This window comes from Thermoplasmata archaeon, from assembly GCA_038729465.1.
Taxonomy (GTDB): Archaea; Thermoplasmatota; Thermoplasmata; order Thermoplasmatales; family ARK-15; genus JAVRLB01.
Map to the genome: position 1 here is coordinate 1 of JAVYRZ010000020.1, position 22,114 is coordinate 22,114.

Here is a 22,114-nt window from a genome sequence, read left to right on the forward strand (position 1 = left end):
ATATTTTATCACTCCTATTTTTTCATTATATGTTACACTATAAATAGTTCTTTCGGTTTTGCAGTTTCAAATAAAAGATAAATAAAAAAGAATATTTTTCTATCTTTTATTTATTTTTATAATAACTACCACTTTTTCTGCGTCTTCTGTAACGCTCACTATCTCATTTCCAGTTTTTTTAGCCCAAGCTGCAGTATCTGCCCTTACACCTTTGTCTGTAGCCCATAATTCTAACACATCTCCAACCTTCGCGTTTCTGTACGCTTTTACTAGGTCTGTGATCGGGCCTGGACATGCTGATCCTCGTGCATCTATTATTTTGTTTTCCATATTTTATCACTCCTATATGAACAGTACCTGTGCACCTTCCGATTCAGTAATAAATGTAGCTGCTCCTACCACATCGTCTATTATAGGATCTAGCTGCTCTTTGCTGATTCCAAACAGGTCGCAAGTCATTGAGCATGCATATATTTTAGCACCGAGTTCTTTTGCTTCTTTTAACATATCATACCATGATGGTACATTATGCTCTTTTATGCTTTGCATAAACATCGGTCCCATATGCTCAAATTCTTTAGGCAACAACATCTTCTTTTCTCCCTTAGTAAAATTCAGCAATCCCCAAAATGTAACAAATACTTCTACATCATTGCCTAACGCTGCTGCTGCCTGCGACAATACTCCGGCAGCCATTAACTTGTCTGTCGTGCCACTAAATATTATAATTGACAATTTATTTGCCATAATTTTCTCACCAGTAAGAATATTGCAATAAAGTATTTAAACATTTTTTTAACAGTTTTCGTATTTATGAAAAATAGTTTAAAAATTATAACTAATTTTATACATATAATAATAAAAATGAACATTTTTTTTAATTTTAATAATTAATTTTTTTATTTATCGTTTTTATAGTGATTATTTTTAGAAGAGAAATATATTCCAATCGCTACTAACAAGAATCCTATATATGTAAGATAAGATTCAACCTCGCCGAGAATCAAGTATGCGAAGAGTATGGATAGTGCAGGCACAATAAAAAAGTAGGAAGATATTGATGAGAGGTTATATTTGCGATACAGATAAAAATAAATAAAGTATGCTACTCCGGTTCCTAGAACACCCATGTATGTGATTATCATGATGAATGAAACTGACAATCCTGAAAAATTAAATTTTTCAGTGGCAAGCGCCCAGATCAGTATTACCGGCATCGCGTACAGAAACTGAAATGTGTTCACTGTAGCAGCATCCACTCTGGGTGACAGATATTTTTTGTATATTACCGTACCTGTAGCCCAGCTGATCGCTGCTATCAAAAGCAAAATTATGCCTGTGCTGTGCTCTATTACGAGACCATGTGAGAAGATCAGAACTATTCCTGCAAATCCGATCATTGTGCCAATTACGCTCATGTAAGATAATTTTTCATGCAGAAATAGGTATGCGAATAGGATATTAAATAGAGGATATGTATATATCAAAATTGCAGATATTGATGAAGATTCAGTGGTCTCTCCAATAAACCAGAATCCCATCAATATCACGAGATTGAAAACAGATACTAAAAATATAAAAATATTTGATTTCAGGTCTTTGGGAACTCTTACATGCCGGAACAATAAAAAAGAGGTGGCAAACCCTAAAATTATTCTGAACAGCAGCAGATACATAGGAGGCTCATAGATGAGTGCAATCTTGACCAGCGGAAAATTCAAAGCCCAGAAACTGGCCATCAGAAGAAACAGCAATGTTTCAGTGCCAGCACTTGAATCCCTGTTATTGTTCATTCGGGCATGATTGAAAAGATACTATTTATTTTTTTGCACTGTGAGATATAAAAAAAGTGAAAAAAAAATTTTAGTCTTTAATAGGCTTTCCACCGATAGGTGCTACAGTTTTTCCAAATGTTGAGTTTATAACCTGCGCTGCAGATGCATAGAATGCAGCTATTGCGGTCAGTATTCCTATATAACCACCAGCGACTACCGTGTTGCTAGAATCCTCAAAGTCACCAATTGCAAGGAGGAAAAACGTGATCCATAGCAGCAAGAATACTGTCCATAATGTCCAGTTAGTCTTGAACGATGCGATCCACATGTAGAATGTGAACACTCCAAACATTGTCAGAAATATTGCCACTGCATCGCTTTCCGTTGAACCACTGCCTATGCTCAGTATCCCTGCTCCAAGAGTCCACAGAAGCAATGCATAAGCAATCCAGAAGGCACCGTATGTAGAGAACGCCACGTAGCCAAACGTGTTGCCAGACTTCATTTCCCACATTCCGGCAAATATCTGTGCCATGCCACCATATGCAAAAGCAATTGGAACTACAATTCCTACGCCAGCCGCAGGTAAAATCTTTGCATTATATAGGCTCAATATTATTGTGGTCAGAGCAAATCCTGCCAATCCTAACGGAGCTGGATTTGCAAGCTCTTTTTCAGCCATTATGTCACCTCTTTTTTAAATGATTCTATTGCAGATTTTATCTCGTCTAGTGATGCTCCATCTTCCAGTGTCGTTATATCGCCTGGTAGATTGTTTAGATACACTGCTTTAACTACTCTTCTCATAATCTTTCCGCTCCTTGTTTTAGGCAATAACTTTACTGGATGTATCTCTTCAGGTACCATTATTGGCCCTAATCTCTCTCGGATCTGTAACTTAATTTCATTAACTATGTTGGGTGTAAAGTCTGCACCGCTTTTCAAAGTTACAAATGCCACTATTGCATCACCTTTTACCTCATCTGGTTTGCCGAATACTGCAGCTTCAGCAATATTACTGATTCCCACAAGTGCATCTTCTATCTCTATCGTGCCTATTCTGTGACCTGACACTTTCAAGACCTCGTCAGCTCTGCCTAATAACCAGAAATATCCATCTTCATCTTTCATTGCATAGTCTCCAGTCATATACATTCCCGGGAACTTTGAAAAATAGACATTTTTAAAACGTTCTGGATCTTTATTAATTGTCAACATTAGCCCTGGCCATGGCTTTTTAAACACCAGATACCCTTTAGATCCTGTTGGAACCTCTTTGCCATTCTCATCCAGTATTACAGGATCTATCCCAGGCATAGGATACGTAGCTGAACCAGATTTTAAAGACTCGAAACCAAACGCTAATGCAGGAGATATGACAAAACCGCCAGTCTCTGTTTGCCAATATGTATCTACTATTGGGCACTTTGATTTTCCTATCACATTATAATACCATTGCCATGCTGCCGGATTAATCGGTTCACCTACAGTTCCTAAAACTCGTAATGAATCTAAGTTATGTCTAAGAGGGTAGTTATCACCAAATTTCATGAGCATTCTCAGAGCTGTTGGAGTAGTGTAAAGTATGTTTACTTTGTATTTTTCAATTATTGCCCACATTCGATCAGGTTCGGGAAAGTCTATTGCACCTTCGTACATAATTGAGGTCAATCCAAGAATAAGCGGTGCAAATACAATATAGCTATGCCCTGTGACCCATCCTATATCTGCAGCACACCACCATCTATCGTCAGGTTTTGGATCAAAAGCCCATCTAAGAGTATTTGCAACGTATACCGCATACCCACCTGTACTGTGTATAGCTCCTTTTGGTTTTCCTGTGGTTCCTGAGGTGTAGAGTATGTATAAAGGATCATTAGAGTCCATCTCTTCTGGAGTTACCTTGGCATTGATATTGTTTGCTACATCGTTCCACCAATAATCTCTTCCTTCTACTATGTTAATATCCTTGCCAGTTCTCTTCACAACGATCACTTGTTGAATGGTAGACGTAAATGTTAGTGCCTCATCTACAATTTTCTTCAATTCTATGATCTTTCCACGTCTGTATCCACCATCTGCTGTTATCACAAGTTTCGCACCTGAGTCTTTTATCCTGTCTGCTATCGCCTGCGCTCCGAATCCTGAATATACTACTGAAAAAGTTACACCGATTCTGGCAGCGGCAAGCATCGCCACTGGCAGCTCCAAGATCATTGGCAGATATATGAGAATCACATCTCCTCTTTTTAGGCCCATGTCTAACAGAGCTCTAGCAAACGTGTTTACTCTATGGTATAGCCCTTCATAAGTAACTATTTGTTCTGATCCGTCTTCTGCAATCCATATAAATGCAGCGACATTTCTTTTTCCGCTATTTACATGTCTGTCCAGGGCATTGTAAGTAATGTTCAATTTTCCGCCAGTAAACCATTTGTAAAATGGTGGATTAGAATCATCTAAGACTTTGTCCCATTTTTTATACCAGTTTATAATTTGAGCTGCATCGCTCCAGAATTCCTCTGGATTTTCCATAGATTTTTTTATCACTGAACGATAACGCTCGGAGGATGGAGTATGTATCTGATCTGTAGGTAATGTTTCATTTTCTTTTGTTTTATCCTCTTTTTTTATTTCGTTTTTCATAAAATTAACTATCCAATTATGTTATTAAAAAGTTTCCGATACAAATACCGAACACAAGATAAAATATATTCGTCATTTGTTATATATAAATATTATTTTTATCCCTTCTATACTTATTAAAAAATTGTTTTAATTTTTTAATATTATTGAAAAAAAATTTAACATATTAGATTCTATAAAATAGAAATATTAAAGTATTAAAAATTCTTTTATTTACACGTGAATCCAAACGTTATTAAAGAATTCGAAAATTACTATAAAAATTTAAAGGTGCATCTACCTCCCAGATTTACAGCAAGAGAGTTCGGGTTCATGTTTTTTGACAAAGATTATGTTTCTAGACACATCAAGTTTAGCAGAGAGGTTGAAGTTAGAGATTTTTTGATAACGAGGGTTCCCTCGCATGCTTATTATTCCACTGCTTATTACAAGGTGCCTGACGCAAACAGCATGGATGAAAAACTATGGCTCGGCGCAGACCTTGTTTTTGATCTTGATGCTGACCATGTTCCTTCTGCAAAAGACAAAACATATGAACAGATGCTGGAGAACATAAAAGAAGAACTGAAAAAGCTTGTCAATAATTTTCTTATCTCTGATTTTGGATTGAATGAAAATGCAATAAATATTTTTTTTTCAGGTGGTAGGGGATATCATGTTCATATCAGAAAAGATGATTTTATATCTTTAAAAAGCAAGGAGCGAAGGGAAATTGTCTCATATATACGTGGAAGTGGACTAACGAGATCTGACCTGTTTTCAGAGCATGTTAAAAATAAAAAGGGAGAAAAAAGCATTTCTTTTGTTTCCATGTCTGAATACGGCTGGAGCGGTAAATTTGCAAAACAATCCAGAGAATATCTTAAATCTCTTCTGTCAGATTATGAATCTGGAAATATAGAAAAAATAAAAGATCAGATTTCTGAACACCCGGAAATTTCAGACCCGGCAGTTAAGGAACTGTTTGAAGACAATGGAAAAAAAGTAAAAATGATCTTGAATACTGGCTCATTTGATGTCTTAAGCTACAAGACTGCAAAATTTTTATCGGACCTGCTGGAAACAAAAGTGTTTGCTAGCATGAAAGGCGAGATAGACGAACCGGTCACTACTGATATACACAGGCTTATAAGATTGCCAGGCTCATTGCACGGAAAGACTGGATTTGTGGTAACTGCTGTTAAATATAAAGATTTAGATAGCTTTGAGCCGCTTGTCGATGCTATAGCACCCGTTTTCATAAACAGATATATGAAAATCAGGATGTTACAGCCTTTGCAAATCAAGATTAATGATGAAAATTTTGATCTTAAAGAATCTGAGATAATCGATGCACCTGTATACCTTGCAGTATTCTGTGCTTTAAGAAACATTGCAGAAATTGTTTAAAAAAGAAATATTTTTAAGCTTTGCTCTTATAAATCGATCTAAGTATCTCAATCTTATTTTGTTCTTATTTGTTCGGTCATTCTAGAGAATTCGCGAGATTGTTTAGCTGTTCCTGCCGTACTTTTATCTATGGCATTGGCAATTCCCTGCACTTTCTCCAGTGGAACTGTGGCAAACATTATATTCTTGTCAAATCCCGCCATTCTTCTTGCGCTTATGTCACCAGCAGTAACGTTGAAGTTACCTGACACAAGTGGGTAAGTTATGCTGCTCCAGCAAAGCGAACCTCTCATCTCGAACGAAGGAGTCTTTCCATCCCAGAACTGAGCCAGTGTGACAAGCCTTGAAACCTGCTCTGCGTTCACGAGAAAGATTATTAAATCGGGCACAAAGACGGCTTTGGTAACCGGATACAGATATACCTTGCGGGCGATGCCGAGAGGCGGTTTAGCAATTTTCTCAGATTCAATAAATGACCTTGTCGCAGTTTTGACATCGCACCAGAGCTTTTCACCTTCAACAAGCATCTTGAGTGGCACTTCTCTTCTTTCAGAAAGTCCAAGATGAGATTTTCCACCGGGGCAAGAACAGGTTTCTGATGAGAGCATTATCACTTTGCCATTAGTAGCCTCTAAGATGCCACCACACACTGCATATTTGCCCTCATCTAACGTAGTTGCAGGAGGCTCATCCGTGTACTTTACACCTACCGCTTCTTTGTCTATGCCCAGCGCAGCTCTTATTTTTTCAACCGACTCCACAACATTCTTAGAAATAACAAGAAAATCTTCACTAACCATATTACAATAATATCTGAAAACATTATTAAATTTTACTTTATTTTTCCATGTTTACAATTTTACATTTCAAAATCATAAAAAATATGTTTTTTAAAGCATTTTTGCACCGTTTTTTGTTGATTTTTTTATAGCTTACGCTACGATCCCAGTTTTTTCAACGATAAAAGAATGAATAGCATATTTGCTAACTATTAACTCTTCCAATATTAAAACCGATATAGTAGAGACCGACTGCAAAGGTTATCAAAGCGGAAATTGCGCTCATTGCCATGCCTATGGAATACCCAAAGAACTGACCTGACATCAGGAAAAGTATCCCATTAATTATTGCACCTATTACAGAACTGGTAGCGACTATGGATATTACCTTTAATGAAAGGTAATGTTCTTTAAATGCAAAGTAGAGAAATAGCAGGGTGAGCAACAGCAGGGAGAATCCATCTATAACGTGAACAAGAATGAAACCGTAATGACTCATGTAGTAAATCAATGAAGGCACTGCAGAAAGATATTTTATGGGGAGGAACAACTCAAGATTTATAGTCATCCCTAACCAGAACTGAAGACTGACAAAGACTAAGAAAATTATAGTAATTGTTCTCATGCGTTCTAAATTCATGAGATATCCCATTGATCTTGACCATCTAAAATGGTCCAAACCACCCTATCATGTTTCTAATATTAATATTTTCTTGTATCCTTTTAGAAAATGCGAGCATTGATATTGCCACTCTACCTCTTGCCGATGCGTTTCTGAATATTTTAGATAGTTCTTCCTTAGTTGGCACTCTTTCGTTCATTATTGTTGGATTTACATTCTCATTAGCTATGTTAACATCAAGAACAGTATTAATACCATTAAACTTCAACCATGATCTTATTACTTTTTTGAACCTTATGATATAAGATCCTGCTTTACCTTCTTTTTCTAATTTTCTAACAAAATCCATAAATGTGTCTCTAAATTCTGGATTCTTAGCCTCTTTTAATATTTTATCGGGTGTTGTATTTTAGAGCTTGCAATATAAACCTAGGGCTCTTCTATATACTGTTGCAGTAAGTATAGATTTTGCTTTTAGATTTTCAAACCATCTTCTTACTTTTTGGTCTTTCATCATATTTTCATATTTTGATTCAAATGTCATAAATCATGTTCTAACTTACTTGTTAATAAAGTATTCGATTAGAGTTTTAAACGGGCCCGAGGGGATTTGAACCCCTGATAGCTGGCTTAGAAGGCCAGTGCCTTATCCAAACTAGGCCACGAGCCCTGTGAAATGTTTTTTTACCAGCCGCGATCTTGCAATTTCTGATCTGCCGGTATTGTCGAAATGTCCGTGCCTTTCATTGCAGACAATCCCTTCGATACCTCTGCTATTATTGTAGGATCATCATAGTGCTCTACCGCATCAACTATGGCTTTTCCGATCTCTACCGGATTTGGAGACTTGAATATTCCAGATCCCACAAATACGCCGTCTGCTCCAAGCTCCATCATCAACGCCGCATCTGCAGGAGTGGCAATGCCGCCCGCAGCAAAATTGACCACGTTCAACCTTCCCAGTTTCCTGATCTCTTTCAGGGTTTCATAAAGACCTTTGTTAATCTCTTCAATTGTATATTTTGAGAACACTATATCTCCCTTTTTAAATGAAATGGTTTCCCCGTTAAACTCTCGAATCTGGCTCTCAAGAATTAAATAGCTAGATGCATATTTTTCAGCAATACTGTATAAATCATCATCGTCCTTCAATTTCAGATCTGCTATCGCCCTGCTTACAAGTCTCATATGCCTTACAGCCTCTATAACATTGCCGGTACCAGCCTCACCTTTGGTCCTTATCATAGCACTGCCTTCCCATATTCTTCTAACTGCTTCGCCCAGGTTTCTGGCACCACATACAAACGGGATCTTAAATTCTCGCTTATCTATGTGAAAAAAAGGATCTGCCGGTGTTAATACTTCGCTCTCGTCAAGCATGTCTACTCCCAGCACCTCCAGAGCTTTCGCTTCTGATATGTGCCCGATTCTAACCTTAGCCATCACAGGTATTGTTACAGCCTCCAAGATCTCTTTTACCTTAAGAGGATCTGCCATTCTGGCAACGCCTCCTGCCGCTCTTATATCTGCTGGTACTTTTTCTAGGGCCATTACTGCAACTGCTCCTGATTCTTCAGCAATGTGAGCCTGCTCTGCATTTATAACGTCCATTATCACCCCTCCTTTCTGCATCTTAGCAAAGCCTTTTTTGATCAGGTCAGTGCCGTATCTTAATTTTGAAATATCTGCTGGCATTATTATACACCTTCATTACCTACAACTATTACATAGATATTAATTTTTTTGAACATTACTGCCGCTTCCAATAATAAAAATTAATCTGATCTGTTTAAATCAGAAGAAAAGCTCAGGTATATCCTTCACTTTCGAATATGAAAACACGGGCCCATCCTTGCACACATAATATCTGCCAATATTACAATGCCCGCATAACCCGACCCCACATTTCATTTTTCTTTCTAGCGATAAATATATATTGTCATCTTCCACACCCATTTTCTTGAGCTCTATCACTGAAAACTTGATCATTATTGTGGGCCCGATTATTATAAACTTGCTTTGAATATTTGTTATTCTGTTAAACAGCTTGGTAACCACACCAACATTACCTTTCCATTCTTTATTTGCGTTGTCTACAGATACATACACGTTAAACATTTTATTCCATCGTTCTATTTCCTGTCTATATACTATATCTTCTGGAGACCTGGCACCGTAAAGCAACATCATATTTTTGTTGTTGTTAACGAGCGAGTGCTCTATGTAGGATCGTGCAGGAGGCAATCCTATTCCTCCTGCAATAAGCACTGTTGCTCCGTCAGGTTCGGGAAAGCCTGTTCCATATGGCCCCCGGATCCCGATTCTGTCCCCTTTATGCATTTTATGCATTATTTCAGTCACTTTCCCTACCTTTTTAATGCTGAACAATAACCCGTTTTTACTGCTTGCTAAGGATATCGGCACCTCTCCATATCCCATTACAGATAGCTCGTAAAACTGACCTGGATTTGGGACTACGTCAAATACGTTTTGGAGAAGAAAAGATTTTACATCTGCCGTTTCCTCTTTTATATCCAAAATCTCGGTATTTAAAGGTGCCATGCTGTTCATTTTTTCACCTTCTCTATTACTTCTCTGATATCTATCTTTACCGGGCAAACTTCAATGCATCGGCCACAGCCTGTGCACAGATAATACCCGTAATTTTCATAATGAAACTTGAGCTTGTGCAAAAACCGCTGTCTTAATCGCAAATCTAGTGTAGTGCGGGGATTTACATTTCCCGCAATTCTCGTGAATCCTGCGAGAATGCAAGAGTCCCACTCTCTGAACCTCTCATTCTCAGCATCAAACACATCAAAACAGAAACATGTGGGACACGCATAATTGCAAGCTCCGCATGATATGCACCTTTCTCCATACTCTTTCCATAGCGGGCTATTCCATTCCAGTTTCTCAGCCATGTTTTTTACATTATATCGCTTCATTTTATCATACACATTTTCGGCCATATCTTTTGCTGTTTTTAGATCTTTCTCATCAGCAATCTCAGTACCTGGGCTTATGAACCGATCGTTAAATGATTCAATTAAATAATACGATCCAATATCGGTAAATTGCAATTCAACACCTTCCTCGAGCCTCGGCCCGTAAAAAGTGGTGCAAAATCCGTATTCACAAGGTTCTGTGCATACAAAGTTGAAAAAATGAACCTTGCTCCTTCTGTTCTCAAAGTTATTATCTTTATACTCTTTTAAAAACACATCATCAAGCATTTTAAACGCTCTTAAGTCGCAAGATTTCACTCCAATCACAATGAGCTCTTTTGAATCATCCTTAAAAATGTTCTCAATCGCAGGATAAATCTGCTCTTTAGGCCCCAGCAACGTTTTAACATCTCTGAACTGTGATCCGTTATCTAATCTGGAAAACACATAATTAGTGCCTACTAGCCTTGGACCCCACACTTCGTATTTTTTCAGGAGCCAGTCTATGTAGTTATTTATCTGCTCTTTCTCGATTTTATAGAGCATTATGGTCCCCTCCTTTTCAGCTTTACGGCTGTGACTTTCAACTCTGGTATCTTTGCAATAGGGTCTAGTGTAGGATTCGTGATTCTGTTTGCAGGTGCTTCATAATAATGAAACGGCATGAATAGTATTCCTTCCATGACCAGGTCTGTGACTTTCGCCTTTACTTCTAGAGAGCCGTAACGAGACGTTAAAATTACAGGATCTTCATTTCTGATATTATATTTTTTTGCGTCTTCAGGACATATTTCAACGTATGGCTCAGGTGCCTCGCGCTCTAGTGTGTTTATCTTTCTTGTCATAGTCCCAGTATGAAACTGATAGTATATTCTGCCAGTTGTAAGAATGAACGGGTACTCGTTGTCCGAATATTCAGATGGCTTTTTCCATTCGGAGGGAATGAACCTGCCTTTTCCGATTGTAAACGTTTTAGTATGCATTATCTCGGTTCCTGTACAATCTTTTACAGGCCATTGTATTCCTTTTTCCCCGATGCATGAGTACGTAACGCTAGAATACTGTGGCACTAACTGCGAAATCTCGTTCATGATATCTTCTGGCTCTGAGTAAGACCACGCATAGCCCATCTTGTTTGCAATCATCTGAAATATTACCCAGTCATTTTTAGACTCCCACAGAGGCTTTAAAAACGGAGAGATCAACTGTATCCTGCGCTCAGTATTTGTAAAAGTGCCCAGCTTTTCAGCAAAGCTGTAGGATGGCAGTACCAGATTGGCAAGCTGCGCTGTTTCGGTAAGAAATATATCTTGTACTATTAAAAAGTCCAGGCTTTTCAATGCTTTGATTATATTCTGGCTGTCTGGTTCCGATATTACCGGGTTCTCACCCATTATATACATAACCTTAATTTTATTTTTAAGTGCCTCTTCAAACATCTCGGTTAATGATAATCCCGGCTCTTTTGGAATCTTGCAGTTCCAGTATTTTTCAAATTTTTCCCTGCCCTCATCATCATACACTCTCCTGTACCCGGGCAATAGGTCACATAATGCGCCCATGTCGCTAGAACCTTGCACGTTGTTTTGGCCTCTGAGAGGTGCAATGCCCGTTCCACTGACTCCAACATTGCCAGTAAGCAGTGCTAAGTTTGCGATCGCCTGCACATTTTGAGTGCCTTGAGTATGCTGAGTTATGCCCATTGCGTAAAATGCAATAGACCTGGATTTTGCGTACAAAATCGCTGCCTTTTCTATCAATTCAGGATCTATCCCAGTGATTCTAGAGCCACGATCCAGATTGTAATATTCTACTACTTTTCTGAACTCTTCAAAATTCTCAGTTCTATCCTCTATAAATCTTTTGTTTAAAAGGTCTCTTTCTATGATTACATGAGCCATTGTATTCAAAAGCGCAAGATCCGTGCCTGGAATCTGTCTTAAATGTATCTCTGCAAAATTTGAGAGCTGTATTTTTCTGGGATCTGCTAAGATAAGTTTTTTTCCTTTCCGCACATTATTTATAATCCTTGCCCCGATAATAGGGTGCTGCTCCGTAGTGTTAGAACCAATCACAAAATACAGTTCTGCATTGTCAATATCCGCAATAGACGTGGTCATCGCACCACTGCCGATCGTCGACATAAGTCCTTCAATAGTGCTTGCATGACAGCTTCTAGCACAGTGATCTATATTGTTGGTATGAAAAACCTGTCTTGCAAGCTTTTGCATCAGGTAGTTATCTTCGTTTGTGCACTTTGCGCTTGCCTGGAATGCAATTCCTTTAGGCCCGTATTTATCAAGCGCTTCAGTAATTTTATTTACGATAATGTCAATTGCATGGGCCCATGTGATCTCAACAAAGTTATTGTCTATTTTCAATAACGGTTTCTTTAATCTCTTATTAGAAGTAACATAATTAATACCTTTCCAACCTTTAATGCATAATGTTCCAAAATTTATGTCCTTTCTTTTTGAAGGTATAATGTTTTTTATATTTTTACCATCTGAAATTACAATCAAATTACAACCTACTCCACAATATGGGCAAACCGTAGCAACTTCCATGTTTACTTTTAATAGGAAACTATTACTTAACTTTTTTTCTCTTTCAGCCATGCTCTACATAATGGATGCATGTATCATTGTGTGATAGCTGATGCTTTCAGGTATCCTGCCATTAACTTTGTAATCACTCTTTGAGCTTGTAATGATATACAAATTTCTGAGTATAATTTGGATATTCAGTGTTTAAAAGCTCTGCAAGCCGGATAATTTTATCAGGTTTGACCAATGCTTTCAACCCTGAAATATGTGCATCTCCAACAAACACGATAATCTTGTTATATTTCGTGGAGAGATCCAATATTGATTTTGACATGTATGCGTTTCGATCATCAATCAGTATCTTGGATAACTGTGGATACTGTTTATGCATAATTTCTAGAATTTCAGATTCTTGGCTCTGAAACTCAGTAATTTTCATTTTTTTTCGGGTTGGGATAAAAGAGAGAAATATAGAAAAAAACAGCTTGCTCTTTTCTTTAAATCCCAACTCTTTCAGTTTTTGAGATATAACCTGAATATTCATGTCCAGAAACGCGAGCGGAATATCCAGCTTCTTAGCCATGTTTGCAGCAGCAAGCATCTCTCCGCCCAGTTCTGCGCCCATAGACTTGGCAATATGCGATTGAAGCACTGACAGTAGCGTAAATATAGAAATACCCCTGCTTCTACGTTTGTCTGGAGAAAGCAATGCTTGGTACCTGAGCTCGTCCAGCTCTATTCCAATAACATCCGGATTTTCCTGAGTTACAATATAATCTATCTTTTGTGAAATGTTGAATACATGTCCTACGCCGATCATTATTATCATGGTTTAGGGGATATATAATTTAATAGTATCTATATCTTTGTATATAGGACCTTCTTCTGTTAAAATGCTCTTTTTCAATTTTATATACTCGGCATTAAAGCTTCCAAACTCTGTATCTCTGTACTTTTCTAAAATAGACTTGTCGATTCTACTTTTAACTCTTGCGACTGTAAGATGTGGCAAATGCTCTTTTTCCATCTTGAACCCAAGCATCATAAGCTTTTTGTCAATTTGCACAGACATTTGCTCTAATGGGTTTTCATCCGTACCGATCCATACTATTTTCACATATTCAAGAGAGGGAAATGCGCCACAGCCTCTTAATGTCACTTTAAACGCTGGAAACTTGAACGCTTCTAGAATCTTTATTATGTCCGAAGTAATGTTTTCCTCAATGTCTCCGAGAAATTTCAGAGTAAAATGCAAGTTTTCAGGCTCTACTAACTTCATCCTTCCCGCGTGTGCAAGCTCTTCCTGAAACTTTACAACCGTTTCGAATACGGGCACCTCAATAGCTATAAAAGCTCTTATCACACCATTCTTAATAGCAAATAATACCATAAACTTTATGTTTATTAAAGTAATCTCTTTTAATTAGAAAGGTGAATGTTATGGAAATAAAACAGGGATTAAAATATGCAAAAACTCATGAATGGGTGCAGGTTACAGGATCAAGTGCCAAGATTGGCATATCAGACTATGCACAGCAACAGTTGACTGATATAGTATACATGGAGCTTCCTGATAAAGGTGCAAAAATTAAGAAAGGTCAGACTTTTGGAGTGCTTGAGTCTGTAAAAGCAGTTGAAGATATATATGCACCAGTGTCTGGAACTGTGCTGCAGAAAAATCAAAAAGTTATAGACAATCCAGATTTATTAAATAACGATCCTTATAACGCGTGGCTTATAGAGATCAAACTCGATAACGATAATGAGCTGAATGAGCTTATGGATGACAAGGCTTACACACAGTTCTTGGCTACTCAAAAACATTAAAATCATGAAGAGACAGGATTTATACTACAAACTTTCAAAAAAAGAGCATTATCGATCTCGGGCAGCGTACAAGCTGTTACAGCTTGATGCCCGCTTTTTTATTTTTAAGAGAGGGCAGACAGTACTGGAGCTAGGTTCTTCACCAGGAGGCTGGAGCCAGGTTGCGGCAGAAAAAATTGGAAAAGAGGGGTTTTTGGTGGGTGTGGATATTAAACCTGTTAAGAAACTAGAAGGTGCAGTGTTCATTAAACATGACATAATGGAAGATAGTGTCATATATGAAATTGTAAAGGTCTTGAAAAGCAACAATAAAAATGAGAGAGTGCAAGTAATTATCTCTGATATGGCCCCGCATACCTCTGGAAACAAATCGATAGATCACGTAAAATCGATAGCTTTAGCAGAACGTGCATGGTTTTTAGCAACTAATCTGTTACAAAAGAATGGACATATGATAGTTAAAGTTTTTAATGGAGATCTTCTCCAGAGCTTCAGAAAAGAGCTAGAAAAACATTTTGTCTTCTGTAAAATAAACGTTCCGGAAGCTACCAGAGAAGGCAGCAGCGAAGTGTATATTATCTGCAAAAAATTTAAAGGAGTTGAAGAGTACCATCCAGCCGTTCTATCTCCATGATCACTAAAATTCTCTTGTATCTATTGTTACTAATTATCTCTTTAATTTTATCTGCAAAATGTTGTTCTCTCAAAAGCTCTAATTCTTTGTACCCTTTCAATTTTATTACCTCTTTGTCCCAAGATATTGCAAAGTTTTCAGGGCTTGAAAAATCGTAATGTTTGTTCCACAGATGTCCTTTTCTGTATGAGTATCTTAAAAGATCGAACAATGAAACATGTTCTGTATATTGCTCATTGTACATTTTTTCATCTAAGTCGATTGCAATCAAATCAACATTCTTAGATTTAGAAAATTCAATAATAGTTACGTACGAGGGAATGGGCATCTTCACTTTCCCAAATTCTTTTAGTTTCAGGCCGTATAAAAGCTCATAATCAGATAGGTCCATCTCAAACGGCTTTTCGAGATATTTTGACAGTCCTTCAAGCTCTTCCGGAGAAATACCAATGAGTATCACTTCTGGTTTTTCTTGCGATTCAAGAAGATCAGAGATCGCTACGGATTCAGAAACCAGGCCCCGAACAGTACCTACAATAGTCACATCCGTGTTTAAGACCGTCTTCTGCAATGTCTTCATAGTTTGTGTTCCTCTAAAATAGCTTTGATACTTATATTTTTCTTCACGTTCATAATATCTCTTATTGATATTACTGGTACTGATGCTTTAAAAACGCTTTCATCTTTAAATCTAGATATTAAAAAAGATTCTTTTTCTGTAATTTTTGAAATTTTGGCTAGATCTTCTGATTTAGTTTTCAGGTCCTCTTTCTGGTTTAATAGCCCTGTTAAATAAGTATCGTTCAGATACGTGGTGATCGCGTCTATCTTAGAGTGTTTGGTATAGTAAATTCTGCCACCTACAACTTCGAATATGTTTGATATTTCTTCTTTAAAATCGTCGTCCGGAGCGATAAATTTATTAAAATCTTTAGGTTTTTCCTGGTACTTGAACGGATCTAAGTCTTCAATTAAAGGCACTTCCAAATATTCTTCAAGTTTAATGACTACATCTATGGATGTTGCGCTTTCTCCCTCTTCATACATCAATATCGTTCTTCTAGATACTCTTCCCACGCGTGCAAGTTCTCCTAATGATATATCTTTACTTTCTCTTACTTCCTTTAACAAACGATTGTTAATTTTAACATAAAATCCGCCAGGAGCAGCAAATGAAATGGGGTATATTATATCTTTTACGTACTCGTAGAATGTCTTAAATGACAGGATAGGAAGCCCGTGCCTAGAATATACAACTGAATCTTCCAAGTTCCCAGATCCGGATCTAAGACCTATAACTAACGGTTTAGCGCCCAAAAAATTCGCTAAGAGCTTTAGCTCCTCTGCAATCTCTATTTTGATGGTATCCACATTTAAAAACACTTTTATTATATAAAAGTCCTGATCTCGCTTTGCTAGAATATCGTAACAGGTACCACGAAACATTTGAACAGATACCTTAAAATTCTCATTAACTAAAAATCTCGAAATTTGTTCTATCAGTTCTTCTCTCGTAAACATATTCAAATCTTTTAAAAATAATCAGTATATAAAGTTTACTAAAATTTTAGACTTTATGTGATCTCCTTAAATTTTTTCTGCATATCACAGATTACTACTATAACTTCAAAAGCAAAATCTTTTTATATTAGCACATCGAGTGAGCTACCATCAGCTAAAGCATCGGAGCTTCCTGCTTTAAAGACCGATCTCTGCCTGTGCGGATATATTTCATCCAAGTCTGATATTGCAATCTCTGTAGGCGTAAATTCGGGTTGCACCAACCTTACTGTGCTGATTGATTTTTTCAGTTATGTATATATAATACGCAAATATCTATACCCATTTTTATTAACAGAAATCAGTATATATTCTCTCTGAATATTGTAGACTTACTGCTTTTCTAAAACTCTTAACAACATTTAAATAGGAATATTTTGATGTAGTTTTTATGATCAAGATTTTAGGGATAGCAGGAAGCATAAGAAAAGATTCATATAACAAAGCATTGCTCATAAATGCCAAAAAAGTGATGCCTTTAGATTCAGAACTGGAAATATTCGATTTAAAAGATATTCCAATATTCAATCAAGATTTAGAACATGACCTTCCGCCTGTAGTTAAAACACTTAAAATGGCAGTAAAGAACGCAGATGGTTTGCTCATCAGCACACCTGAATACAATTACTCTTTTTCTGGAGTTTTAAAAAACGCAATAGACTGGATCACTAGACCTTCAGAAGACAATTCTATAAGTGGCAAGATTGTAGCGATAATGAGCGTATCCGTGGGCAGATTTGGAGGTATCAGAGCTCAATATCACCTGAGGCAGGTGCTTACAGGATTAAATACCTACACATTAACCTATCCAGAGATTTTCGTAACTTTTGCTGAAAAAAAATTTGATGCACAGGGCAATTTAACAGACTTGCAGGCAGTTGAGCTTATTAAAATGCTGCTAAATAACATGGTTTCTGTTTGTAAAACGAATGCTCTTCCAAAAATGTGACCTTCCTACTCCATTTGAAGAATTTGTAATTCCCGCTGACAATGTTAAAACTGCTTGTGCTTAATCTGTCCTTTCATCGAAGAGAATATAACACCCACAATAGTAACTATTAGCAGCACCAGTATCGTAATTTTATAAGCAAACAGATTTGAGCTTGCTAAAGTTACAGCCTTATTTTTGGATAGATCATAATCGTAAACAAGCGTTGCTATGCTAATTCCAAATATTAGCCCAAGGCTTCGCATCATGTTTAACAGCCCACCCACAAGACTTAACTTTCCAGCCGATGCAACTGACATAACGGTTGTGTTGTTTGGCGGTGTAAACATACCCATGCCCACGCCTACCATCACAAATGATAACAGTACGTAAAGCAACGATACTTGCAGGTTTACAAAGAACAGAAGCAAGAATCCTATCGACATTAACGTCATTCCCAGCACCGAAAACTTTACGTACCCGTGCCTGTCTGCCAGATGCCCGCTGATCGGAGCCATGATAGACATTGACGCAGGTATTGCTATAAGCATAACGCCTGCCAAAAATCCGTTTAGGCCCAATGAAAATTCTAAAAAGAATGGAGAAATGAACATCAGCCCGTTAAGGCTCAGATATGATATCATCCCTGAAAAATTTCCAGCAGTAAAAACCCTGTTTTTAAACAGGCTAAGATCCAGCAATGGAAAAGAGTTCTTCAATTCTACCCGTATGAACAACAGTAAAAGGACCAATGATACGATCCCGATAAAGATAGCACCGTAAAACCCGAAAATATTCATTCCTTCTGTAAAATCAATTAAAAATAGGCCTAAAAAGCCAGTAAATAGAGAAATTCCAATATAATCTATACGCTCTTTTTTTTCAGATATAACGTTTCTGGGCAACACAAAATACGCTAGCACCGTTCCTATCGCTCCTACAGGCACATTTATGTAGAATGCATATCTCCAGCTCATGTATGTTACCAAAAACCCGCCAAAACTCGGGCCAACGGCCATTCCTATAGCTTGAACAGCACCCTGAATCCCTATCGCTTTACCTCTTTCCTCACTCGGAAAATTAGCTGTAATGATTGCAATGCTGTTCGATTGCAGCATTGTCGCTCCAATACTCTGAACGATTCTCCACAAAACAAACCAGATCATGTTAAATGAGAGTCCGACCATTGCCGAGCCTATTATAAAGATCGTAAACCCCATATTGTACATTGTTTTTCTGCCTATAATATCTGATATCTTTCCAAAGACCGGCAATAATATAGTAAGTGTAAGTAAATATGACAATGAACCCCATTCAACAATTGATAAAGGTGAAAAAAACACTTTTTCTAGAACAGGATTAATAATATTCATCAAGTTAGCGTCAAGTGCCGACATAAAAGCACCGAACAATACAGTAGTAAGAATATACCACCTATAATTAGACCTGTCAGTAAAATAATTCAGTGGTACATTTCTGCCGGATTTCATTTTAGACATAAATCATTACAAGAATAAATAAATTTCTAATTTTTTAAAAATTATTAGAATTTAAAAACTGACTTTTCATAATTTACGATCACTTCCATTTCCACAACCCAACCCACAAGCTCTTTAGGATATATAGAACACCTCTCTTTTATAGATTTTATATCGGATCTAAAATCACCTTCTGAAAACCCGCCTATGATCACTACACTATCTTTATTTAATATATCACCTAGCCTAGCATTTGCAGCGTCAGGATGCATGATGATCGGGGGCATGCCAAGCTTTTTTGTCAATTCTAGCAAGCTGCATTTTTCAATTTTTAAAAGTGGATTTTTAGAATCTGGAACCTGTTTGTTAAGGAATAGAGATTCTATGAGTCCTACAAACCTATTGTAATTTTTTGGGATTCTTGTTTCTGGATCCACAGATATAACATAATCGTCTCTAGTATGAACATAGAGCCTCAGCATTTTTTCTTTGTTTAAAATAGACTCTAAACCTATCAGCAAAAACATATGCACTATATCTGGCCTGCCCCTTCGATTCACATTTTCAGGATCTATCTTTTTTATGGCTGTATGGTGATAGGATGCGTCCAGTAACAAATTTTCTGGATTTTTCTGCTTTGCCCTACAATACTTCAATATTGCTGGATCTTTCCAGAGTTCTGGTGGAATTGTTTCAAGCTCAGAGTCTGCAAGTACAATAGTTAACATATTAACCAAATATTGATCCTATGCCTTCCAGGCTACTCTCATCTTGCTCTTTTACTTTCTTGTAGATAGTTTCACGATCAGATGAGGGAAGTACTGTTGCAAAATCTTTGGATATATTAACAGCTCTGTCTATCGCTTCTTGTGATCCCTCAATTATAACGTATAACGCTTCATCTTTGAGTCCGAGAGATACATTGTCTCTTCTAATGATCGTTTGTCTGCTGATCAGATCATCCTGATAAAAGGAGTCAACCTTAGAACTATTCTCTTTATTTATTTTAAGTACTGTATACATACATTACACCTAAAAACTGTAATAAATACAATGACTTAAATATTTTGGAAAACTGACCTTGCCAACTTTTCGTTAGTCTTATCTTTGTGAATGTTCAAAGTTAACGGTTGATGTATGGTTCAACAGATCATAATAAATAATCCATCCGCGTTGATCTGTGTTCTTTCGAAAAAAAACGAAACATAAAAAAAATTTATTAGCAACAAAAGTCTAACAGTATCAGATGGAAACAGCAAACATAGTGATTATTGGCGCAGGCATAGTAGGCTTAGCTGTTGCCGCACAACTTTCAAAAAACAATGAAGCGGTTTATGTATTTGAAAAAAACAAAAGGTTGGGGCAAGAAATCAGTAGCCGCAACAGCGGTGTGATCCATTCAGGTATTCATTATCCAAAAGATACTCTTAAAGCCACTCTGTCCGTCAAAGGAAACTCTATGATCTATGATATATGCGAAAAATACAAGATTCCATACAAGAAATTGGGAAAACTAACTGTGGCAATTGGAGAAGAAGAGATAGAAGAGTTAGAGAGGCTTATGAAGAGGGGAGAAAGTAATGGCGTGGAAGGGCTAAAGTTTTTAGATGGAGAGGAGGTCAGAAAATTAGAGAAAAATATTAAAGTTGAAAAAGCTCTTTATTCACCTTCCACTGGCATAATAGAGCCAGAAGACCTCATGAATCATTTTTATGCACAGGTTAGAAATAACCAAGCAATAGTAGCGACAGAAACAGAAGTTACAGGCCTGAAAAAAACGAATTACGGATATGAACTGAGTGGAGTAAGTGTTGGTGAAAAATTCAAGATTCAGGCAAAAACAGTTATAAATTGTGCTGGTCTCTACTCTGACAAAATAGCTGAAATGGTTGGTTTAGATATCGATAAACTTGGCTATAGGCTGCATTATTGCAAAGGAGACTATTTCCGAATATCTGGAAAGCCTCCTGTTAAGATGCTGGTCTATCCTGTGCCAACGAGACATGGTTTAGGCATTCACCTAACACCAGACCTCTCGGGATCTGTAAGAATGGGACCAAACACATATTATGTGAACAACATTGATTACACTGTAGAATCCAGTGTAGAGGAATTTCGTGAATCGGTGAGAAGATTCTTACCGACAATTAATGAATATGATATTCAGATTGATTCATCTGGCATAAGACCAAAATTAGAAGGACCAGAAGATTCATTCAGAGACTTTGTAATAAAGCATGAAGCAGATAAGAATCTGTTCGGGTTCATAAACCTCATTGGCATTGAATCGCCTGGTTTAACAGCAGCTCCGGCCATAGGTACTTTTGTTTCTGAGATTTACGAAAATGAGTTAAAAATATAGAATCTACAGAAATCACGGGCTCTGGACAAACCTATTTTTTAGTGTCTTCTAATTGCTTTTCCATCTCTTTTGACACTTTTACTTTAAAAATATACAAATATGCGCATTTATTTATTACGCCATGTACAGATAGTTACAGAATATTTGCTTACTCCTTATTTTTCAATATACCTTTTAAAAATGGTATCATTCATTATATTTTTATCAAGCCTAGAAGCATAGGAAATAAAATTCTGATATGCTTTAACATCTTTATTTTTATAGGCAATTACAGCTCTTAATAGCCAGTATTTTGGCTCTTTTGGGTTTTTAGTAATCATTTCTAAGCTTTTTTGGTTTGCTTTGGCAAGATCCCCTGAGTCTATAATATTTATTATATCATCAATGGGATTTTGATCTTGGGCAGGCTTAGTTTCTACTGGCTTAGTCTCTACTGGCTTAGTTTCTACTGACTTAGTCTCTACTGGCTTAGTTTCTACTGGCTTAGTCTCTACTGGCTTAGTTTCTACTGGCTTAGTCTCTACTGGCTTAGTCTCTACTGGCTTAGTTTCTACTGGCTTAGTTTCTACTGGCTTAGTTTCTACTGGCTTAGTCTCTACAGGTTTAGTTTCTACAGTATA

26 protein-coding genes and 1 tRNA gene are annotated in these 22,114 nt (G+C 37.1%); 5 read left to right on the forward strand and 22 right to left on the reverse strand.

Features of this window, described 5'->3' with window-relative positions:
• Window positions 1-99 precede the first annotated feature (99 nt).
• The 5 genes from QXQ25_05485 to acs form a co-directional block, all read right to left on the reverse strand.
• Window positions 100-330 (reverse strand): sulfurtransferase TusA family protein, encoded by a 231-nt coding sequence (locus tag QXQ25_05485; GenBank protein MEM0161154.1) that lies wholly within the window; start codon window positions 328-330, stop codon window positions 100-102.
• A gap of 12 nt (window positions 331-342) precedes the next feature.
• Complete coding sequence (locus QXQ25_05490) at window positions 343-747, reverse strand: DsrE/DsrF/DrsH-like family protein (GenBank protein MEM0161155.1); 405 nt, start codon at window positions 745-747, stop codon at window positions 343-345.
• A gap of 152 nt (window positions 748-899) precedes the next feature.
• Entirely contained in the window at window positions 900-1,793 is an 894-nt protein-coding gene (locus QXQ25_05495; protein MEM0161156.1) for an EamA family transporter, read from the reverse strand.
• 70 nt (window positions 1,794-1,863) lie between these two features.
• Entirely contained in the window at window positions 1,864-2,457 is a 594-nt protein-coding gene (locus QXQ25_05500; protein ID MEM0161157.1) for an acetate uptake transporter, read from the reverse strand.
• Window positions 2,457-4,421 (reverse strand): acetate--CoA ligase, encoded by a 1,965-nt coding sequence (gene acs / locus QXQ25_05505; GenBank protein ID MEM0161158.1) that lies wholly within the window; start codon window positions 4,419-4,421, stop codon window positions 2,457-2,459. Before acs ends, QXQ25_05500 begins: the two co-directional genes overlap by 1 nt.
• A 219-nt stretch (window positions 4,422-4,640) precedes the next feature.
• On the opposite strand from acs, the gene priS reads away from it, so the two are divergent.
• Entirely contained in the window at window positions 4,641-5,810 is a 1,170-nt protein-coding gene (priS, locus tag QXQ25_05510) for a DNA primase catalytic subunit PriS (protein ID MEM0161159.1), read from the forward strand.
• Between the two features lie 53 nt (window positions 5,811-5,863).
• Here the strand turns inward: priS and QXQ25_05515 are convergent, their stop codons facing one another.
• The 10 genes from QXQ25_05515 to thpR all read right to left on the reverse strand — a co-directional run bounded on the left by QXQ25_05515 (window position 5,864) and on the right by thpR (window position 14,095).
• Window positions 5,864-6,610: a DUF169 domain-containing protein gene (locus tag QXQ25_05515; GenBank protein MEM0161160.1), complete on the reverse strand. Its 747-nt coding sequence runs from the start codon at window positions 6,608-6,610 to the stop codon at window positions 5,864-5,866.
• 184 nt (window positions 6,611-6,794) lie between these two features.
• A complete protein-coding gene (locus QXQ25_05520; GenBank protein MEM0161161.1) occupies window positions 6,795-7,229 on the reverse strand; it encodes a hypothetical protein in 435 nt (144 codons plus the stop codon).
• Window positions 7,230-7,254: 25 nt separating this feature from the next.
• Window positions 7,255-7,560: a hypothetical protein gene (locus QXQ25_05525; protein ID MEM0161162.1), complete on the reverse strand. Its 306-nt coding sequence runs from the start codon at window positions 7,558-7,560 to the stop codon at window positions 7,255-7,257.
• 246 nt (window positions 7,561-7,806) lie between these two features.
• A tRNA-Arg gene (locus tag QXQ25_05530) sits at window positions 7,807-7,881 on the reverse strand.
• Window positions 7,882-7,895: 14 nt separating this feature from the next.
• Window positions 7,896-8,906 carry a pyridoxal 5'-phosphate synthase lyase subunit PdxS gene (pdxS, locus tag QXQ25_05535; protein MEM0161163.1) on the reverse strand — a complete coding sequence of 337 codons (1,011 nt, stop codon included), beginning with the start codon at window positions 8,904-8,906 and terminating at the stop codon, window positions 7,896-7,898.
• A 99-nt stretch (window positions 8,907-9,005) separates the two neighbouring features.
• Window positions 9,006-9,782, reverse strand: coding sequence for an FAD/NAD(P)-binding protein (locus tag QXQ25_05540; protein MEM0161164.1), 777 nt, complete (start codon window positions 9,780-9,782; stop codon window positions 9,006-9,008).
• On the reverse strand, window positions 9,779-10,705 hold the full coding sequence (locus QXQ25_05545) for a 4Fe-4S dicluster domain-containing protein (GenBank protein MEM0161165.1): 927 nt from the start codon (window positions 10,703-10,705) through the stop codon (window positions 9,779-9,781). Before QXQ25_05545 ends, QXQ25_05540 begins: the two co-directional genes overlap by 4 nt.
• Window positions 10,705-12,726 carry a formate dehydrogenase subunit alpha gene (gene fdhF, locus QXQ25_05550; GenBank protein MEM0161166.1) on the reverse strand — a complete coding sequence of 674 codons (2,022 nt, stop codon included), beginning with the start codon at window positions 12,724-12,726 and terminating at the stop codon, window positions 10,705-10,707. The genes QXQ25_05545 and fdhF overlap by 1 nt, the downstream gene beginning before the upstream one ends.
• A 124-nt stretch (window positions 12,727-12,850) precedes the next feature.
• Window positions 12,851-13,534 carry a TraB/GumN family protein gene (locus QXQ25_05555; protein MEM0161167.1) on the reverse strand — a complete coding sequence of 228 codons (684 nt, stop codon included), beginning with the start codon at window positions 13,532-13,534 and terminating at the stop codon, window positions 12,851-12,853.
• A gap of 3 nt (window positions 13,535-13,537) precedes the next feature.
• The gene (gene thpR, locus QXQ25_05560; GenBank protein ID MEM0161168.1) at window positions 13,538-14,095 is read right to left on the reverse strand and encodes an RNA 2',3'-cyclic phosphodiesterase; all 558 of its coding nucleotides are present in this window, start codon (window positions 14,093-14,095) and stop codon (window positions 13,538-13,540) included.
• A gap of 50 nt (window positions 14,096-14,145) precedes the next feature.
• Between thpR and gcvH the strand changes: the two genes are divergently transcribed.
• The gene (gene gcvH / locus QXQ25_05565; protein MEM0161169.1) at window positions 14,146-14,532 is read left to right on the forward strand and encodes a glycine cleavage system protein GcvH; all 387 of its coding nucleotides are present in this window, start codon (window positions 14,146-14,148) and stop codon (window positions 14,530-14,532) included.
• 4 nt (window positions 14,533-14,536) lie between these two features.
• Entirely contained in the window at window positions 14,537-15,166 is a 630-nt protein-coding gene (locus QXQ25_05570; GenBank protein MEM0161170.1) for an RlmE family RNA methyltransferase, read from the forward strand.
• Here QXQ25_05570 and QXQ25_05575 read toward each other — a convergent pair.
• From QXQ25_05575 to QXQ25_05585, 3 genes are all read right to left on the reverse strand, one after another.
• Window positions 15,123-15,746, reverse strand: a complete 624-nt coding sequence (locus tag QXQ25_05575; protein ID MEM0161171.1) for a hypothetical protein — start codon at window positions 15,744-15,746, stop codon at window positions 15,123-15,125. The genes QXQ25_05570 and QXQ25_05575 overlap by 44 nt on opposite strands.
• Window positions 15,743-16,687 (reverse strand): transcriptional regulator, encoded by a 945-nt coding sequence (locus QXQ25_05580; protein ID MEM0161172.1) that lies wholly within the window; start codon window positions 16,685-16,687, stop codon window positions 15,743-15,745. Before QXQ25_05580 ends, QXQ25_05575 begins: the two co-directional genes overlap by 4 nt.
• A gap of 122 nt (window positions 16,688-16,809) precedes the next feature.
• Window positions 16,810-16,947 (reverse strand): hypothetical protein, encoded by a 138-nt coding sequence (locus QXQ25_05585; protein MEM0161173.1) that lies wholly within the window; start codon window positions 16,945-16,947, stop codon window positions 16,810-16,812.
• A gap of 170 nt (window positions 16,948-17,117) precedes the next feature.
• Here QXQ25_05585 and QXQ25_05590 point away from each other — a divergent pair, with 170 nt between their 5' ends.
• Window positions 17,118-17,675, forward strand: a complete 558-nt coding sequence (locus QXQ25_05590) for an NAD(P)H-dependent oxidoreductase (GenBank protein ID MEM0161174.1) — start codon at window positions 17,118-17,120, stop codon at window positions 17,673-17,675.
• Between the two features lie 44 nt (window positions 17,676-17,719).
• Here the strand turns inward: QXQ25_05590 and QXQ25_05595 are convergent, their stop codons facing one another.
• The 3 genes from QXQ25_05595 to QXQ25_05605 are packed head-to-tail and all read right to left on the reverse strand — an operon-like array spanning window position 17,720 to window position 20,155.
• Window positions 17,720-19,153, reverse strand: coding sequence for an MFS transporter (locus QXQ25_05595; GenBank protein MEM0161175.1), 1,434 nt, complete (start codon window positions 19,151-19,153; stop codon window positions 17,720-17,722).
• Window positions 19,154-19,197: 44 nt separating this feature from the next.
• Window positions 19,198-19,860: a 16S rRNA methyltransferase gene (locus tag QXQ25_05600; GenBank protein MEM0161176.1), complete on the reverse strand. Its 663-nt coding sequence runs from the start codon at window positions 19,858-19,860 to the stop codon at window positions 19,198-19,200.
• 1 nt (window position 19,861) lies between these two features.
• Complete coding sequence (locus QXQ25_05605) at window positions 19,862-20,155, reverse strand: hypothetical protein (GenBank protein ID MEM0161177.1); 294 nt, start codon at window positions 20,153-20,155, stop codon at window positions 19,862-19,864.
• 223 nt (window positions 20,156-20,378) lie between these two features.
• Here QXQ25_05605 and QXQ25_05610 point away from each other — a divergent pair, with 223 nt between their 5' ends.
• Entirely contained in the window at window positions 20,379-21,494 is a 1,116-nt protein-coding gene (locus QXQ25_05610) for an NAD(P)/FAD-dependent oxidoreductase (GenBank protein ID MEM0161178.1), read from the forward strand.
• A 155-nt stretch (window positions 21,495-21,649) separates the two neighbouring features.
• Here QXQ25_05610 and QXQ25_05615 read toward each other — a convergent pair.
• A partial coding sequence (locus QXQ25_05615; protein ID MEM0161179.1) for a hypothetical protein occupies window positions 21,650-22,114 on the reverse strand: 465 nt, incomplete at its 5' end.

Coding starts and splice junctions, on each gene's coding strand:
- QXQ25_05485 (MEM0161154.1), bottom strand. CDS start 330: ATGGAAAACAAAATAATAGATGCACGAGGATCAGCATGTCCAGGCCCG.
- QXQ25_05490 (MEM0161155.1), bottom strand. CDS start 747: ATGGCAAATAAATTGTCAATTATAATATTTAGTGGCACGACAGACAAG.
- QXQ25_05495 (MEM0161156.1), bottom strand. CDS start 1,793: ATGAACAATAACAGGGATTCAAGTGCTGGCACTGAAACATTGCTGTTT.
- QXQ25_05500 (MEM0161157.1), bottom strand. CDS start 2,457: ATGGCTGAAAAAGAGCTTGCAAATCCAGCTCCGTTAGGATTGGCAGGA.
- acs (MEM0161158.1), bottom strand. CDS start 4,421: ATGAAAAACGAAATAAAAAAAGAGGATAAAACAAAAGAAAATGAAACA.
- QXQ25_05515 (MEM0161160.1), bottom strand. CDS start 6,610: ATGGTTAGTGAAGATTTTCTTGTTATTTCTAAGAATGTTGTGGAGTCG.
- QXQ25_05520 (MEM0161161.1), bottom strand. CDS start 7,229: ATGAATTTAGAACGCATGAGAACAATTACTATAATTTTCTTAGTCTTT.
- QXQ25_05525 (MEM0161162.1), bottom strand. CDS start 7,560: ATGGATTTTGTTAGAAAATTAGAAAAAGAAGGTAAAGCAGGATCTTAT.
- pdxS (MEM0161163.1), bottom strand. CDS start 8,906: ATGCCAGCAGATATTTCAAAATTAAGATACGGCACTGACCTGATCAAA.
- QXQ25_05540 (MEM0161164.1), bottom strand. CDS start 9,782: ATGAACAGCATGGCACCTTTAAATACCGAGATTTTGGATATAAAAGAG.
- QXQ25_05545 (MEM0161165.1), bottom strand. CDS start 10,705: ATGCTCTATAAAATCGAGAAAGAGCAGATAAATAACTACATAGACTGG.
- fdhF (MEM0161166.1), bottom strand. CDS start 12,726: ATGGAAGTTGCTACGGTTTGCCCATATTGTGGAGTAGGTTGTAATTTG.
- QXQ25_05555 (MEM0161167.1), bottom strand. CDS start 13,534: ATGATAATAATGATCGGCGTAGGACATGTATTCAACATTTCACAAAAG.
- thpR (MEM0161168.1), bottom strand. CDS start 14,095: ATGGTATTATTTGCTATTAAGAATGGTGTGATAAGAGCTTTTATAGCT.
- gcvH (MEM0161169.1), top strand. CDS start 14,146: ATGGAAATAAAACAGGGATTAAAATATGCAAAAACTCATGAATGGGTG.
- QXQ25_05570 (MEM0161170.1), top strand. CDS start 14,537: ATGAAGAGACAGGATTTATACTACAAACTTTCAAAAAAAGAGCATTAT.
- QXQ25_05575 (MEM0161171.1), bottom strand. CDS start 15,746: ATGAAGACATTGCAGAAGACGGTCTTAAACACGGATGTGACTATTGTA.
- QXQ25_05580 (MEM0161172.1), bottom strand. CDS start 16,687: ATGTTTACGAGAGAAGAACTGATAGAACAAATTTCGAGATTTTTAGTT.
- QXQ25_05590 (MEM0161174.1), top strand. CDS start 17,118: ATGATCAAGATTTTAGGGATAGCAGGAAGCATAAGAAAAGATTCATAT.
- QXQ25_05595 (MEM0161175.1), bottom strand. CDS start 19,153: ATGTCTAAAATGAAATCCGGCAGAAATGTACCACTGAATTATTTTACT.
- QXQ25_05600 (MEM0161176.1), bottom strand. CDS start 19,860: ATGTTAACTATTGTACTTGCAGACTCTGAGCTTGAAACAATTCCACCA.
- QXQ25_05605 (MEM0161177.1), bottom strand. CDS start 20,155: ATGTATACAGTACTTAAAATAAATAAAGAGAATAGTTCTAAGGTTGAC.
- QXQ25_05610 (MEM0161178.1), top strand. CDS start 20,379: ATGGAAACAGCAAACATAGTGATTATTGGCGCAGGCATAGTAGGCTTA.